Annotated in this window: 12 protein-coding genes, 1 tRNA gene and 1 pseudogene; 6 read left to right on the top strand and 8 right to left on the bottom strand. The window is 57.6% G+C overall.

The window, feature by feature from the left end; genetic code table 11:
• Position 1: 1 nt before the first annotated feature.
• Positions 2-1192 carry an amino acid ABC transporter permease gene (locus tag ASD83_RS04930; protein WP_056308483.1) on the bottom strand — a complete coding sequence of 397 codons (1191 nt, stop codon included), beginning with the start codon at positions 1190-1192 and terminating at the stop codon, positions 2-4.
• A 112-nt stretch (positions 1193-1304) separates the two neighbouring features.
• Positions 1305-2321 (bottom strand): amino acid ABC transporter substrate-binding protein, encoded by a 1017-nt coding sequence (locus ASD83_RS04935; protein ID WP_056308485.1) that lies wholly within the window; start codon positions 2319-2321, stop codon positions 1305-1307.
• A gap of 225 nt (positions 2322-2546) precedes the next feature.
• On the opposite strand from ASD83_RS04935, the gene metC reads away from it, so the two are divergent.
• Complete coding sequence (gene metC, locus ASD83_RS04940; RefSeq protein WP_056308487.1) at positions 2547-3722, top strand: cystathionine beta-lyase; 1176 nt, start codon at positions 2547-2549, stop codon at positions 3720-3722.
• On the opposite strand, the gene ASD83_RS04945 is transcribed toward metC, so the two are convergent.
• Complete coding sequence (locus ASD83_RS04945; protein WP_056308489.1) at positions 3704-4447, bottom strand: phosphatase PAP2 family protein; 744 nt, start codon at positions 4445-4447, stop codon at positions 3704-3706. The two genes, metC and ASD83_RS04945, sit on opposite strands and share 19 nt — an antisense overlap.
• A gap of 103 nt (positions 4448-4550) precedes the next feature.
• Here ASD83_RS04945 and ASD83_RS04950 point away from each other — a divergent pair.
• Positions 4551-4627 (top strand) — tRNA-Pro (locus ASD83_RS04950).
• A gap of 532 nt (positions 4628-5159) precedes the next feature.
• Here ASD83_RS04950 and ASD83_RS20875 read toward each other — a convergent pair.
• The 4 genes from ASD83_RS20875 to ASD83_RS04980 form a co-directional block, all read right to left on the bottom strand.
• Entirely contained in the window at positions 5160-5603 is a 444-nt protein-coding gene (locus ASD83_RS20875) for a hypothetical protein (protein WP_156385744.1), read from the bottom strand.
• A 1017-nt stretch (positions 5604-6620) separates the two neighbouring features.
• Positions 6621-7232, bottom strand: a complete 612-nt coding sequence (locus tag ASD83_RS21220) for a hypothetical protein (protein WP_210168343.1) — start codon at positions 7230-7232, stop codon at positions 6621-6623.
• A gap of 257 nt (positions 7233-7489) precedes the next feature.
• A complete protein-coding gene (locus tag ASD83_RS04970; protein ID WP_056308497.1) occupies positions 7490-7840 on the bottom strand; it encodes a PRC-barrel domain-containing protein in 351 nt (116 codons plus the stop codon).
• A gap of 909 nt (positions 7841-8749) precedes the next feature.
• Positions 8750-9784: a PAS domain S-box protein gene (locus tag ASD83_RS04980; RefSeq protein ID WP_082560958.1), complete on the bottom strand. Its 1035-nt coding sequence runs from the start codon at positions 9782-9784 to the stop codon at positions 8750-8752.
• Between the two features lie 68 nt (positions 9785-9852).
• On the opposite strand from ASD83_RS04980, the pseudogene ASD83_RS21440 reads away from it, so the two are divergent.
• Positions 9853-10005 (top strand): annotated as a pseudogene (locus ASD83_RS21440) (transposase); the annotation flags it as partial.
• Positions 10006-10336: 331 nt separating this feature from the next.
• Here ASD83_RS21440 and ASD83_RS04985 read toward each other — a convergent pair.
• Positions 10337-11368: an ATP-dependent DNA ligase gene (locus ASD83_RS04985; RefSeq protein ID WP_056308501.1), complete on the bottom strand. Its 1032-nt coding sequence runs from the start codon at positions 11366-11368 to the stop codon at positions 10337-10339.
• Between the two features lie 149 nt (positions 11369-11517).
• Here ASD83_RS04985 and ligD point away from each other — a divergent pair, with 149 nt between their 5' ends.
• From ligD to ASD83_RS05000, 3 genes are all read left to right on the top strand, one after another.
• The gene (ligD, locus tag ASD83_RS04990; protein WP_056308503.1) at positions 11518-14160 is read left to right on the top strand and encodes a DNA ligase D; all 2643 of its coding nucleotides are present in this window, start codon (positions 11518-11520) and stop codon (positions 14158-14160) included.
• Positions 14161-14421: 261 nt separating this feature from the next.
• Entirely contained in the window at positions 14422-15015 is a 594-nt protein-coding gene (locus ASD83_RS04995) for a cysteine hydrolase family protein (RefSeq protein WP_056308505.1), read from the top strand.
• Positions 15012-15968, top strand: coding sequence for a TIGR03885 family FMN-dependent LLM class oxidoreductase (locus ASD83_RS05000; RefSeq protein ID WP_056308508.1), 957 nt, complete (start codon positions 15012-15014; stop codon positions 15966-15968). The genes ASD83_RS04995 and ASD83_RS05000 overlap by 4 nt, the downstream gene beginning before the upstream one ends.
• The last annotated feature ends 7 nt before the right edge of the window (positions 15969-15975 follow it).

Below are 15975 nucleotides of genomic sequence, written 5' to 3' on the forward strand. Positions count from 1 at the left end.
CCTATCTTTCCACCAACGCGACACGGGCGTTGTACCAGTTCATGAACATTGAGGTCAGCAGCGAGAAGGTCAGATAGACCAGCATGACCATGGCGATGCACTCGATGGCGCGGCCGGTCTGGTTGAGCGAGGTCCCGCCAAAGACGTTGAACAGCTCCTGATAGCCAATCGCAGCGCCCAGCGAAGAATTCTTCGTCAGGTTGAGATACTGGCTGGTCAGCGGGGGGATGATGACCCGCATTGCCTGCGGGATGATGACCAGACGCAGCCGGTCATTTTCCTTGAGCCCCAGAGATTGGGCCGCTTCGGTTTGACCATGATTGACGGCCTGGATGCCGCCGCGCACCGTCTCGGCGATGAAGGCCGCCGTGTAGATGGTCAGGCCGAACAAGAGAGCCGCAAATTCGGGCGGAATCTGCAGGCCGCCCTTGAAATTGAAACGCTCCAGGACCGGAATTTCAAAGCTGACACTCGCGCCGCTGACGGCAAAAACGACAGTGGGAACGATGATCAGGATGGCGAGCCCGGTCAGGAAAACCGGAAAGCGCTGCCCGGTCGCTTCAAGCCGGCGTTTTGCCCAGATGCGCAGCGCAATGACGGCGGCGATGGCAAGAGCAATGCCGATCCAGGTAAAGCCGAACTGCTCGTCCGGGATTGGCCGGGGCACCATGATGCCGCGCTGGTTGATGAAGGAATCGAAGGGCAGCATGATCGAGTCACGCACTGCCGGCATGGCCTTCAGCACCGCGAAGTACCAGAAGAACAATTGCAGCAACAAAGGGATGTTGCGGATGACTTCGACATAGACGGTGGCAAGGCTTGAGACGATGAAATTGCTGCTCAAGCGGGCAATACCGATGGTGAAGCCCAGAATCGTCGCAAAGATAATGCCGATAAAGGCCACCAGCATCGTATTGAGAATGCCGACAAGGAAGGCCTCCCAATAGTAGGATGCGCGCGTCCAAGGCAGCAGCGAGAAGCTGATATCGAAGCCGGCGGTCTTCCAGAGAAAATCGAAGCCGGTCGTCTTGTTTTGCGCCGCAAGATTGGCAGCCGTGTTGCCGATGATCCAGGCGATGAAGCCGACAAGAATGGCGGCGACAACGAACTGGTAGATGTACCCTCTGATCTTAGGGTCATTGAAAAAGCTGACGCGGGGGGCAGCGTCGTGCCCCAGTTCGCGAGTGGTCATATGATGCTGTCCCTTGGCCGCAAGTAACCGCTATGCGCCCTTTTGAGGCGCCATAGGTGACAGAACAAAGAGACCGGCGCCCACTTTGGGGCGCCGGCACAATTCGTTCAGATTAGCGGATCGGCGGGGCGTATTGGATGCCGCCGTCTTTCCAAAGGGCATTCAGGCCGCGCTCGAGCCCGATCGGGGTCGCCGGACCGACGTTGCGATCATAGGATTCGGCATAGTTACCGACGGACTTGATGATCTGGTAAGCCCAGTCCTTGGTCACGCCGAGCGGGGTGCCGAAGTCGCCTTCAACGCCGAGGAGACGCTTGATGGCCGGATTGTCGGAGCCGAGCATTTCGTCGACATTGGCCGAGGTCACGCCCAGTTCTTCAGCTTCGAGCAGCGCGAAATAGGTCCAGCGAGCAAGATTGAACCACTGGGTATCGCCAGCGCGAACCACAGGGCCAAGCGGCTCCTTGGAGATGATTTCGGGCAGGATGATGTGATCATCGGGGTTGGCGAACTTGGAACGTTCGGCAGCCAGAGCCGAGGAGTCAGTGGTGTAGACGTCGCAACGGCCATCTTCGTAGGCCTTCACGACTTCGTCCTGATCGACGAACACCACCGTGTTGAATTCCATGCTGTTGGCGGCGAAGTAGTCAGCCGCGTTCAGTTCGGTGGTGGTGCCGGATTCGATGCAGATAGCGGCGCCGCTCAGATCGAGAGCGGATTCGATGCCATCGGCCTTGCGGACCATGAAGCCCTGGCCGTCATAGAACATGGTACCGACAAAGCTGATGCCGAGCTGGGTATCGCGGCTCATGGTCCAGGTGGTGGTGCGCGAGAGCACGTCGACTTCGCCGGCAGAAAGTGCCGTGAAGCGCTCCTGGCTGGTCAGCGAGGTATAGCGGACAGCTTCGGCGTCGTTGAAAACGGCTGCAGCCATGGCGCGGCAGAAATCGACTTCGATGCCGGTCCACACATTGTTAGAATCGGGAGCGGAGAAGCCGGGCACACCGCCGGTCACGCCGCACTGCACATATCCCTTTGCCTTGACGTCATCCAAAATGGCGGCCTGAGCCGAGACCGCCGTAAGACCCAGTATCGCCGTTGCTGTAAGCGCTACGAGCTGTTTTTGCATATTATTGCCCTTTGTTTCCTGACCCTCTTATCCCGGAGTTTCTTCCTAACTTTCGTTTCGGCGTCTCCGGCGACACCCGCCGCCTTTGTGTGGCGAATAGATGCTGTTAAGCATGCAAGCGCCTATCGGCGGCAACGTCAAGGGCAGAAGGTGTATTGGGACAGCAATTCTGTCTCTTTTTTAGCCAGACCAAGAAACTGATCCGTTTTTGAGCACAGAGCAGGCATGACCTCTTCTTCAAACCCGCCCTCCGTCGAAACCATCCTCACCCATGCCGGGCGCGACCCCGACAGCCAGTTCGGCTTCGTCAATACGCCGGTCTATCGCGGCTCCACCGTGCTGTTCAAAACGCTGGATGATCTCGACGCGCAAAAGCAGCGTTTCCTTTACGGGCGCGCGGGCAATCCGACCACCGAGGGCGTCGAGGACGTGGTGACGGCGCTCGAAGGCGCCTATCGAACCAAGCTGGTGCCTTCGGGCCTTGCCGCCATCACCATTGCCATGCTGTCCTGCCTCAAGACTGGCGACGATATTCTGATTACCGACAGCGCCTATGAGCCGGGCCGCAAATTCGCCGATGGCTATCTGACGCGCATGGGCATCACGGCGCGCTATTATGATCCGCGCATCGGCGCGGGCATTGCTGATCTCATGCAGCCCAATACGCGGGCAGTGCTCGCGGAAAGCCCGGGTTCGCTGACCTTCGAGATGCAGGATATTCCGGCACTCGCCAAAGCGGCGCATGATAACAATGCGCGCTTGATCGTCGACAATAGTTGGGCGAGCCCGCTCTACCACAAGCCGCTGGCGCTCGGCGCCGACATTGTCGTGCATGCCGGCACCAAGATGTTCGTGGGGCATTCCGACGCCTTTGCCGGCACGATTTCCACCACCGAGGAAGCCTGGGCCGATGTCGAGCGGGTGCGCACGCTGCTCGGCTTCTTCACGTCCGGGGACGATGCCTATCTCGTGTCGCGCGGGTTAAAAACCCTCGCCATTCGCATGGCGGCGCACCAGGAGCGGGCGCTCGAAATTGCCCGCTGGCTCGAACAGCAGCCCGAAGTGGCCTCGGTGATCCACCCTGCCCTGCCAAGCCATCCGGACCACGCGCTATGGCAGCGTGATTTCACCGGCTCGGGCAGTCTTTTCGCCTTCGTGTTGAAGCCGGCGCCGCGCGACGCGGTTGCCGCATTCGTCGATGGCATGACGATCTTTTCGATGGGCTATTCCTGGGGCGGTTTTGAAAGCCTTTGCCTGCCGGTGAAAATCGCCAAAAATCGCACGGTGATGCCGTGGACCAATGAAGGCAATCTCTTCCGCCTGCATATCGGCTTTGAAGGCACGGAAGACCTGAAGGCCGACCTCAGCGCCGGGTTCGCCCGCTACGTCAAGGCGCGCTGAACAAGCCGGCGCAGGGCCGGCACGCCACGGAAACGAACCCGCCCGTCAGGCATGGCTTTGAACAGCCAGCGCCGGCGGGCGAAATAATTGCGCACCGCATAGGTACCGATAGCGCCGAGTGCAAAGCCGGCCAGGACGTCGGTCGGGTAGTGATCGCCGACCACCACGCGCGACACACCGGTCACCAGCGCCATGATCAGGAAAAGCCGGAAGAAGCGCGGGGCGAGAAACCCGACGACGACGGCCGTCGCCATTGCCGTGGTCGAGTGCCCCGATGGAAAACTCTGAAACGTCCAGTCATTGAGCAGATACTGGAAATCGAAGGCCCCGAATTCTTCGAACACAGCCGGGCGGCCGCGCCCAAAAAGGCGCTTCAAAAGATTGACCAGAATGCCGGTGCCACCCACGGCGGCAAAGACGAATCCGGAAAGCAGCGCCAACTCATAGATGGCGAGGCGCCAGCGCGACACGCGCTTCCAGAATCGATAGGTCGCAAAACTGAGGATAAAAATGATTCCGCTCGGAATCAGCACCCAATCGGACAGCCCGAAATGGGTGACGAACTGAAATGGCTGACGCCATTCGACGTCCCACGTCATGGCGCTACGCGATGCATAGACGTCGAAAAACAGCAAAACGAACAGCGCCAGGATGAAAAAGGCCAGATAGTCCGGCCAGTTTCGACGATCGAGCCCCAAGGGCCAGCGTTTGCTCAGGTCAACCATGGCGCCTATTTGGTCGGATGCAACGATCCCGTCAATAGTTGGTCGTATCGCATTGGCGCACTTGCCCTTTGCCGCAGAACGCGCTAACTCACCGGCGCGACGTCGGAGTGTAGCTCAGCCTGGTAGAGCACCGGTTTTGGGAACCGGGGGTCCAAAGTTCGAATCTTTGTACTCCGACCATTCGCATCTCTAAGTTTGCTATTGGAATTATCCAAAGGCACGACTTTGAGATGCGGAAATCGCTGATTTCTTCAGGATTTTTAGGCCTTTGCGGCACTGTCGTTCCTGTTGATCCAAATCGTAATTTGGCGACCAACTGAGCTGCGTGTCCGCCGTCTTCATTCCTGTCGTTATGATTGTGTTGGCAACGAAACGGCTCGGTTGTTGCCAGCTTCGTCGCCTCTATGGTTCGCCCAAATGAGATTTCGGCCGAAATCACGAGGGGATAGCTGCCAGATAAGGCCGCCACGATCTGCGTAGCTATCAGCCTCAGGACGTCTCAGGCGCTGAGAGCGCGCGCCTTAGAATAAGAAAATCCCCGAGCGTTTCCGCTGGGGACTTAATGCGACCGCAGTGGCGATCTCGGAGGCTGGGCCTTATGCGACACTGGCAGATCTCAATTTTGAGCACAAGGGGCATTCCCGCACACGGCCTTGTTCAGCGCTTGGGTGCTCGGCATGCGGCACTCTGAAGTCGGCCATCGCCATCCTTTTCAATTTCGCAGATCGGCGGAATTTTCACTTTTGCACCCATTTTGGCGAACTGGGTGCAAAAATAGAAATTCCGACAGCAAAGGGGTGGGTAGCGGACCGGCAGCTTCGAATTGCCTTTCGGTGAATTCGGACAGTTCACTTTCCTGTCCGACGAGGTACAACTTTGCTGTCGGCCAGGCACATGCCACCAAAGCGCGAAACAAAATGATTGTCGTCACCGGTTGTCCGAGAGCGATGAAATGAGGCTTGGCGCGAAGATCGCTTTGGCTTTGAGCATTGCTGCTCTCTTGACTGTGGGCGTCGCTGCCTGCCGTCGAGCAGAGGCGGTGCTGCGTTATCGTCTTACCTTGACGATAGACATCGGCGGAGTACGGCAGTCCGCGTCCGCTGTCCAAGAAATCCGCGCGCAGTGGACCGAGCCGCTCTTTTACTTCCCCGGTCAAACAAGTTTTAAATTGAGACAAAGGGGGCAGGCAGTCGAGCTACCTCTTTCGGATGGGGGGAGATTGTTTTTAAGCATGCAAGGGAAAGGGGGCTCCTCAGCGCGATACCTCCTTACAGCATGTGGTCTATTGGACCCACCTACAGACGGCCGAGCCTTGGTAGCTCGAATAGGGGCCTTCCGAGGCAATTGTGATATCCCATCCAATCGGATGCCGGTAATCTTCACTGTGAACAGTGAGCAATTGCCGATTACTGGCTATGGTATCGATCCAAGCGCTGGTGAGGGTCTTGGTGCGACGACCGTCACCATCGAGCTTTCTACCACGAACGACCCAATCTTGTTTGATCTCGACCAGCGGTTCGCATGGCTGAACGGCGCCGGATCTAGTTCTTTTCCTCTGGTAATCGTCTCGTTTCCCGACAAAAAAACAGTACACCTGGGCGCTACGGACCTTATCAAGCAGACGTTCTGATGGCTGCTTTTGATAAGAGCCGTTTGGGGCACCTTTTGTCCGCGATGGGTTCTGCTGCGGACTGGCGGCGTCGGGGTGGTGAGCTGCCAGGCAGGCTTAAGTTGAGCGCTGGATTAAAGCAGTCGTTCGACGGCTAATTTTATTGTCCCGGTTTGCGCCGCTGTAGGCTACCCGGTTGGGAATTCCGGATGCCGACAAACCAACTACCTGATGAATTCGCGAATTATAATCGAAGAAAGTGGACTTTTCGAAATCATATAACGGTCATTGCCCAGGGCGGTGTCGATTCTATAGCCAAGCACATCGACAATAAGGTAGCTAATTGTCGATACAATACTCATCACAACAGTCGCCCAAATGCCTATCACAGTCATAAAAACTATTGATACGTAATCTTTTGAAACCCAATACCTAGCGAAATAAATTAATAAAAACGAGACGATGAGCAACACGATAAGGCGAGGGAGCGTGATGATCGATTGCTCCCTCAGTTCCGTCTTGTTAATCGCGCCTCTCACGGGCGTGCTCCTCGGAAATTAGCGATCAGCCACGCGCGTCACCGGAAAGGCCAGCTTTTTGCATCGGTAACACCCAATCCCTTTGTCGAATAGGAGGGCGGCAGACAACGGGCGGCCTCGGGGTGGGAAGGGGACCGGCGGCTTTTGAAGTTTTGAATGAGATTGCGGACGTCCCCAAGAATATCGGGTACCGGCAACGGCAACGGCAACGGCAACGGTGATGATGGCATTCTAGGATCCAAAGGAAATCAAGGATGCGCCAAGCGAAGACCCGAAGCCGAACAGGGATGGTTCTAAAGACTTCCAGATGGCTCTCAGATAGATGGCGATTCGAAAACCGGTAAGCACTGCCCTCGACCTGAACATTGCCGTCAAAGGCCGCGCGCTCGTCTCGCAATGCGAAGCCGGGGTCGAAAAAGCCTTCGCGACCGATCATACCAACCTCGATATGCCGCCCTGGCTCATACTCAGAAACGAGGGAAATCAGGCCATCCTCAGGGAAGTAAATCCACTCGGAAACCTCGCCGGCCTTGACGAGAGATTGTCGGATTTCGAGCCGGACCAGTTCGAGCTGAGGCCCTATGTGCTTCAGAATTGACGCGTCCAAATCGTTGAGCAGCAAGTTGACGTACGACATGCGGCTCTCCCGAGGGCAGGAGCAATTTTGCCTACCTGTCTAAACCCCTATTGGGGTTATCGAGACGCTACACCGTACGCAATAGACGGTCCAAACTGCACCAAGTGCGGACCAACCGGTCCTCAGAGGCGAACGCTGTATACGAGATTCCTCAAGGACACCGGCAATGAAGTTGGCGGATGAACGCATGCTCTGGCATTCTTTTTCACTAGGCGTGGCCGCCCCACATTCCGCCAGCATCTGCACCAAGTTTGACGCTACTGCTCAAATGCCGGAAGTCCCTCGTATTCGTTGCCGCTCAGTTGCGTAACGATACGGTTGTTGATGAGTTCGGTGCTCGCCAGCTCAAGCACGACGATCCGCCCACCTCCGCCGACAGTCAGTGCGATCGGAGTGTCCGCATCATCTCCGAGCACCTTACCGACGGTTCCAAGCAGGGTGCCTTCTCTGTCATAGACCTCCTTGCCAACCGTTTGGTCAACCGCCAGCCCAAGCACTGAAATCGAGGCATCGCCATCGGTCAATTCGACCAAAGGCCCTCTTTCTTGCGCGAGTGCTGGGATCGCCGACAGTGCCAACACTACCGTGATAGCCAAAATATTCTCCATCCAAGGTCTCCCTCTTTGGAAACTTAACCCGGCGATGGCCACGCAGTTCCCGTGACTGCAGGCGTGAAGGAACCTTTCGTTGTGGCAACCGCTAACTTCAACAGATCGGAGTTGGAAAGATGACCTCAAGACATACAAATACGCGTACGCCCGACCTAAAAGACGTCGGAAGCGGCAGTGATGCGGATGCTACACCCGCAGTAGACACCGATACCCGCGGAGGCGATACCCCTGCTCCCATCAAGACCGGGGAAACCAACCAGTTGGACGACAATGTGGATGACCTGGGAAACAAGGCGGGCGGTGGAAAGCTCGAGCAACCGATAAGCGGTCCGAAAGAATGACCAGTCGTGACAAGCCAAACGTGGAATTCGAGGCGCCAGAAGCGAAGCCAACGGCCGAGGAACTCTACAGCGACCCCGCTGAGCGGGTCGTGTTCGGGAGACATGGCGGGATGGCCGGCTTCTGGAGATTTGTCATCCCGTTGGGCGTTCTACTTCTCGCTGCCGGGGCTTTCTTCGCTTCGGTTGCATAGCGCCATCGCGGGTGCAGGACGTTGCGCTCTTTCTCAGATACGTCGCGCAAGGCTGACCCCGGGAGGTCTTGAACTAGCCGCAGCTGTTCGGGATAGATGGCCCCCAGTCCAGATCATCGTCACATCAGGCCACCGCGAGGTTCGTATCGGCGACATGCCTGACCACAGCCACTTTTTCAACAAGCCTTATTCGCCCCGCGTCATAGCATCGGCAATGCGTGAAATGGCCCCCTAATCCGGGACATTCCCCAGTGGAAAATGCTCCCGTAGATAATCCAGCCCCGTAGGCGTCAGCTCCGGTCCGCCCTCCCGCTGCTCATCTTCAGCATCTCCTTCTCGGAAACACAGATCATGCGGGAAAGTTGCCGTTGCAATCAGTCAGGCTGGGTCAATGCATCAAGCCGTGCCCGCAACGACCATATCACTCGCTTCGGTTGCCTCTCCAGTGTTGCCTTTCCCGACAGAGCGAGTGGAACTACGCGCTCCACCACCACGGAACCGAAGCCGCGACGCGACGGACTTTCTAGCCGTGCTGCGACCGTCTCGAGCAGTTCCTCGCGCCAAACGAGATCGAGGATGCGGTTGCCATCTTCGTCTTCGCCAATTTTCCAGTCTATCGAGATCGCACCGAGCCCCTGCGCAAGTACCCCATATTTCGCAGAATTTGTGCCCAGTTCATGTATTGCCATGCCCAGATGCTGCACGGCATTGGAGTTCAAAGTCACGAGGGGACCTGAGATCGTAACGAGCTGCTCGTGTCCGAAGACGCCGACATGGTGATGTATGAGCTCCAAGAGGCTTGCCCCAGACCAGTCAGAATTGACCAGGAGATCATGGGATCTCGAAAGTGCCATGATGCGATCGCGCAGTTGCGCCTGAAATTCTTCCGGACCCGCAGCACGATCACTGGTCTCGCGAATAATTGAAAGAATTACGGCAAACTGGTTTTTGACCCGATGATTGACCTCCCGAAGGAGGAGGCGAATACGTCGCTCTGCCTCCTTTGCCTGCGTTATGTCGCGGGCAATCTTCGATGCCCCGATAATCGTACCCTGAGCGTTTCTAATGGGCGATATGGTCAGGGAGACGTTGATCGTGCTGCCGTCTCGTCGAAGCCGCACTGTTTCGAAGCTCTCCACCCTCTCACCGCTTTTGATGCGATTGATAATGTCGACTTCTTCGCTTTGGAGATTCTCCGGAATTAGCATTGTCACGGATTTGCCGATTGCCTCTTCGGCGGGATAGCCGAACATGCGCTCCGCGGCTGCGTTCCAACTTCGGATGACGCTATTAAGATCCTTACTCACAATGGCGTCAAAGGAACTCTCAACGATGGCGGCCAGCAGAAATCTGCTGTGCTCGTCGAAGAGATCGGGGACCGGCACGTTTGGGGTCTGTTCGATGGGCATTCTCTACCCCATTGTTCTTGATTGACATATTAACGTCACATCAAAGGATGGCGAACGCAAGCCATTCGATGATCGACGAGAAGTGGGCCATCCAACGATCGCCAAGTGAACCGCGGGCGTTGAGGGTTCGGGTGGGACTAGCGCCGCGTCGGCTATCGAGCGGAGGTAAACAGAAGCTCGGATCGATCACCAAGATGGGCGAGCGAACGCTGAGGCGCCTCCCTTTCGGCTCATAAATGTCGATGCCGTGGCGAACATGCTAGCCATAGCTCGTCAATCGCCAACTCACACGGAACAAGTAGGAAATCGAGCTGAGAATAGCTGCGGACCTATCAAGCGCCCTAAAGAGGAGCCGGCTCAAACTGGTCATAAGTACCTTGCGGAATGGAGGTCAGTTCGGGTGGGATAAGGGCTCGGCTACCATTTCGTTGGTCGAGGCGGGAAACTGGAAAAACCATCCTCGTTCCCTTTGCCACCGTGTCCAGTTGACGCAAACTGACCTCGCGGCCCCAACTAATTGATGCAGCTGAAGTTCCCCAGGGAGTACGATTCCTACGACCCAGATACCGTCGAACGAATGATCGCATCTGGTGCCATGGGGCGGCCGAGCTGCTCAAAAGTGCATTGACCAGAAGCTTTGTCAGGCCGCCAACGCAACAATTTGGTGCCATGGCGGAATCGATTTCCGGTGATCTGGTCATATCCGACCTCGACAACAAGTTCATGCTCTAAGGGCACCCATTCGGTCGACCGCTCGGTAGACCAGCGGCTCGGCCCTCCAGGAGCCTTTCCGGTGAACCCAGGACCTCCCTTCAGTTTCTCTAGCCTGTTCGTGAGTTCGGGCTTTTCTTTCGCGGAGATCGCCGAAGTGAAGCCGACGTGGTCGAGATTTCCATTCTCATCGAACAGCCCGAGCAACAGTGAGCCCACCAGTTTATCACCAGTGCCATAGCGGAAGCCGCCCACAACACAGTCCGCGGAGCGCACACGCTTGATCTTCAGCATGGCTCGCTGACCGCTGACGTATGGCTCATCCAGATGCTTTGCGATCACACCATCGAGCTCGCTGCTGAGTTCTCGAAACCATTCGTTCGCTATCGAATGGTCGTTGGTGGCCGGCGATAGTCGAAGCGGCAGATCCGGAGGATTTTCTGCGAGGAAGGTTTCCAGTGCAGCACGCCTGCCCTTTAGTGGGTTCGTTGCGAGGTCGCGACCGCCAAGATGGAGTAAGTCGAACGCCACGAGCATCGCCGGCGTCGCTAGCGAAAGTTTCTGGATCCGGCTTTTGGCGGGATGCAGTCGTTGCTGCAGGGCCTCGAACGAAGCCTCGCCGTCGACAACCACGATGAGTTCACCGTCGAGAATGAAGCGGCGATGCGGCAGCGCTCTGACGAGATCGACAATTTCCGGGAAATAGCGACCGAGGTCTTTCCCGGACTTAGCCCGGAGATCGACGTGGTCTTCGTCCCGGATAGCGATGCAGCGAAAACCATCCCACTTCGGCTCGAACTGCCACTCTCCTTCGCTCGGGAGTTCCGAAACGAGTTTCGCCTCCATGGGCGGAATGAATTTCAGACGTGCCATTCACAGCTCCTCTCGTCCGACAATGGTTGGGACGACCGGGCGTTGCCTTTCGGAATCGGAACGTTTGCCGGGCTGAACCTTTGAAGGAGAAGCTGGAGGAGCATCTGGATGACCGCCTTCGGCGTGATGCTGAGCAGGGATAAGAAGCGATGGCTGGCGACAAACTCGGAACATACAGGAGCAAACGGGATTTCCAGAAAACTCAGGAACCGAGCGGTCAAAACCCGGTCACAGGATCCAAGCGCCTGCGCTTCGTTATCCAAAAGCACGATGCGACCCGTCTGCATTATGACCTGCGTCTGGAGCTTGACGGTGTCTTCAAGTCGTGGGCCGTGACGCGTGGCCCTTCCATTGACCCATCAGACAAGCGCCTTGCTGTGGAGGTGGAGGATCATCCGCTCGACTATGGCGACTTCGAAGGCACGATCCCCAAGGGGCAATACGGTGGTGGTACCGTGATGCTTTGGGACCGAGGCTATTGGGAGCCGGAGGGGAATGCGTCACCACAGAAGTCCCTCGCCAAAGGCGAGCTGAAGTTCACCCTGTCCGGTGCACGGCTTCACGGAAGCTATGTCCTTGTCCGTCTCCGCAATAATCGCGATGGTGGCAAGCGCATAAACTGGCTGCTGATAAAGCACCGCGACGATCACTCGGTCGAGGAAAATGGAGCCCTCGTCCTCGAGGAGAATATTACATCGGTGGCGTCTGCGCGCACCATGGAGGCAATCGCTGCAGGCAAGGGCAGGAAGCCGAAGCCCTTCATGCTGGCCACGGCGGGCGATGCAAACGCCGTCTGGGACAGCAGCCACGGTTTGGCGGCGAACAGGCGGAAATCCAAGAAACGGTCCGGATCCACCAGAGAAGTGGCGATGCCTGCGTTCATCGAACCGCAGCTTTGTGAGAATGCGTCGCGGCCGCCCGCGTCGGGCGGCTGGATCCATGAAATCAAATTCGACGGCTATCGAATTCAGATGCGCGTGGAAGCCGGAAGGGTCACTCTCAAAACGCGGAAAGGGCTGGACTGGACCGCTAAATATCCCGAAATCGCTGATGCAGGGCGATCGCTGCCGGACGCTATCATCGACGGCGAGATCTGTGCCCTCGACGAAAATGGCGCGCCTGACTTTGCCGCTCTGCAGGCGGCGCTGTCGGAGCGCAAAACCGGTTCTCTTGTGTTCTTCGCCTTCGACCTCCTTTTCGAGGGCGAGGAGGACTTGCGGGACTTGCCACTCTTGGAGCGAAAAGAGCGCCTCGCATCGATTTTAGCCGATGGCGGTGACGATCCTAGACTGCGGTTCGTAGAGCATTTCGAGACAGGCGGCGAAGCGGTGCTCAAAAGCGCTTGTCGCCTGTCCCTCGAAGGTATCGTCAGCAAGAGGACCGATGCCCTGTATAGCTCCGGGCGCTCGGACACCTGGGTGAAATCGAAATGCCGAGCCGGCCACGAGGTGGTTATCGGGGCGTATTCCACGACCAATGGGCGATTCAGATCGTTGCTCGTGGGCGTCAATCGCGGAGATCATTTCATCTACGTCGGTCGGGTTGGAACTGGCTACGGCGCCGAAAAGGTCAAAGCCTTGATGCCGAGGCTGAAGGCACTCGAAACTGACAAAACCCCATTCACAGGCGTCGGCGCTCCGAAGAAGTCCTCCGAAATCGTCTGGCTAAGACCGGAACTGGTCGCTGAGATCGAGTTCGCTGGCTGGACCGGTGACGGACAAGTCCGCCAGGCAAGCTTCAAAGGCCTACGGGAGGATAAGCCCGCCAACGAAGTGGTTGCCGAAAAGCCTGCCTCCCCGGCCAAAGTCGACACACCCGACCCAGCCGATGATCTGGCGGAAAAGCCGAAAGCCAAGACCTATCGCAAAGGCGAGAAGGTGCCGGTTATGGGTGTCTTAATCTCCAGTCCAGACAAGGAACTATGGCCCGATGCTAGTGACGATCATCCGGTGACCAAGGTCGATCTAGCTCAGTATCTCGAAGCCGTCGGTTCATGGCTTATCGACCACATTAGAGGTCGGCCGTGCTCGATCATTCGGGCACCTGACGGCATCGACGGCGAGCAGTTCTTCCAGCGCCACGCAATGCCTGGAACGTCGAACCTTCTGACTCTCGTGGAGGTTTTTGGCGACAGAAAGCCGTATTTACAGATTGACCGCATAGAAGGTCTTGCCGCCATCGCGCAAATCGGCGGACTCGAGCTCCACCCGTGGAACTGTGCGCCGGGTCGTCCAGAGGTGCCAGGGCGTTTAGTCTTCGACCTCGATCCTGGCCCTGACGTCCCTTTCGCGACGGTCGTTGAAGCTGCGAGGGAAATGCGTGATCGCCTTGAGGAATTGGGGCTCGTCAGTTTCTGCAAAACTACCGGCGGAAAAGGTCTTCACGTGGTAACGCCTCTAGCAGTCGGTCGCGGGAAGCAACTCTCCTGGGATGAGGCCAAAGCCTTCGCTCGCGCCGTTTGCCAGCAGGCAGCCCTCGATAGCCCCGACCGCTTTCTCATCAAAATGGCGAAGAACCAGCGTCATGGTCGCATTTTCCTCGACTACCTGAGGAACGATCGGATGGCGACGGCCGTCGCACCTCTTTCACCACGTGCTCGACCGGGCGCAACTGTGTCGATGCCGCTCACCTGGAACCAGGTTCATACCGACTTGGATCCCAATCGCTTCACCATCCGGACGGTCCCTGCCCTGCTGCGGGACACTTCCGCATGGTCGGACTATGACGAGGGTGCGCGACTGCTTGCACCGGCGATAAAGCGCTTTCAGCGGTCGACCCGGAAGGCGGCCTAGCGTCTTTGGGTCAAAGTGCGGATGACGAAGGTGCGGTGTCAAACCAACTTATTTCAGAAGACGGGTCAGTCGCCGATCCACTCGTCATCGAAACCGCTAGAAGCAATCCGCCAGGGGACGCGTTCCTGCATCACTCATCAGCGTGGTAGCGCGAAAAGCAACTACCCCAAGAGATGCCCGTTAGGCGGCAGATCGCCTCTCAAACCCTGTCGGGCAAGCCGTCACATAAACCTGCATTGCGTTCCAAAGGTAATCTTTTAAATGGCGGAGCATTCCCGGCTATCCCACCTCTGCGTCGACGTTCAAAACATGTTCGCGGGCGATACCGAGTGGCAGACTCCGTGGCTCAACCGGGTTTTACCCGCCATCGAAGCCCTCGTCGAACGCGCTCCCGCCCATACCATCTTCACGCGCTTCATCCCACCCGAGCACCCGAAGGATGAGACCGGCACGTGGCACGACTACTACGCTCGCTGGCCATCGATGGTTAGGTCGCGGCTGGCTCCCGAAATGCTACAGGTGGTGCCCACGCTCGCCCGTTACATGCCGCCTGCCGGTCACTTCGACAAGAACCGATATTCCCCTTGGCTGTTCGGCGGCCTAGACCGAGCGCTGCGAGCTAACGGCGTAGAAACCCTGATCATTTCCGGTGGCGAGACCGATGTATGTGTCATGGCGACGGTGCTTGGCGCAGTTGACCTTGGATACCGCACAATCCTCGCGACCGATGCTGTGTTCGGTTCCGCAGATCAAACCCATGACGCAGCGGTAACCGTGCTCCAAAGTCGCTTCGGACAGCAACTGACGGCCTGCACCACACGAGAGCTGCTCGACAACTGGAAAGATATCGCATGACCTTGGTCGGTTACCACGCATCTCACGAACAGTTCGCCCCAAGCGAATTGCTAGGTCTGGTCCGTGAGGCCGAGCAAGCAGGTTTCGCATGCGCGAAATCATCCGACCATTTCCATCCGTGGAGTGAGCGCCAGGGGCAGTCAGGGTTCGCCTGGTCATGGCTTGGTGCAGCCATGCAAGCGACGAAGTTTGGGTTTGGGATGATATCGGCGCCAGGATATCGCTATCATCCAGCAGTCCTTGCGCAGGCGGCCGCCACTATCGGAGAAATGTTTCCCGACCGCCTGTGGCTGTCCCTTGGCAGCGGCGAGGCGATCAATGAAGCGATAACCGGCGAGTACTGGCCCGAGAAATCTGAGCGCAATGCGCGCCTGCGAGAGTGCGTCGACGTTTTCCGCGCCCTGTTCGATGGAGAGACGGTGACCCATCGAGGCAGGGTGACCGTTGTCGAAGCTAAGCTCTATTCGCGACCGCAGCGGCCCGTACCCCTCTTCGGTGCTGCGGTAACGTCGGCGACGGCGGCTTTTTGCGGACCGTGGGCGGATGGGCTGCTCACGACAGGCGGCGACATCAATCAGGTGAGACAGGTCGTTGACGCATTCCGCGAGAACGGCGGCGAAGGCAAACCGGTCCACATCCAGCATGCGTTGTCCTGGGCCCCTGAAGACGAGATTGCAATTAGGGAGGCTCTCGATCAATGGAGAGCTCCCTCGATCGGCGGTGATGCGGCTTGGGATCTGCGCCGGCCCCGCGACTTCGACGCTGCCGCGAAAGCGATGAACCTGGATCAACTTCGCCAATGCATCGCGATATCGTCAGACGTCGGCCGCCATCGCGCCGACATAGAGACCCTTGCGGGCTTGGAGCCAGCCGCGATCCATCTCCACTGCGTTGGACGCAATCAGCGGGCCTTCATCGAGATGGCAGCCAAGCATCTCGTGACAGTCGTATAGGAGGCGA

Source organism: Devosia sp. Root685, assembly GCF_001427875.1.
Taxonomy (GTDB): Bacteria; Pseudomonadota; Alphaproteobacteria; order Rhizobiales; family Devosiaceae; genus Devosia.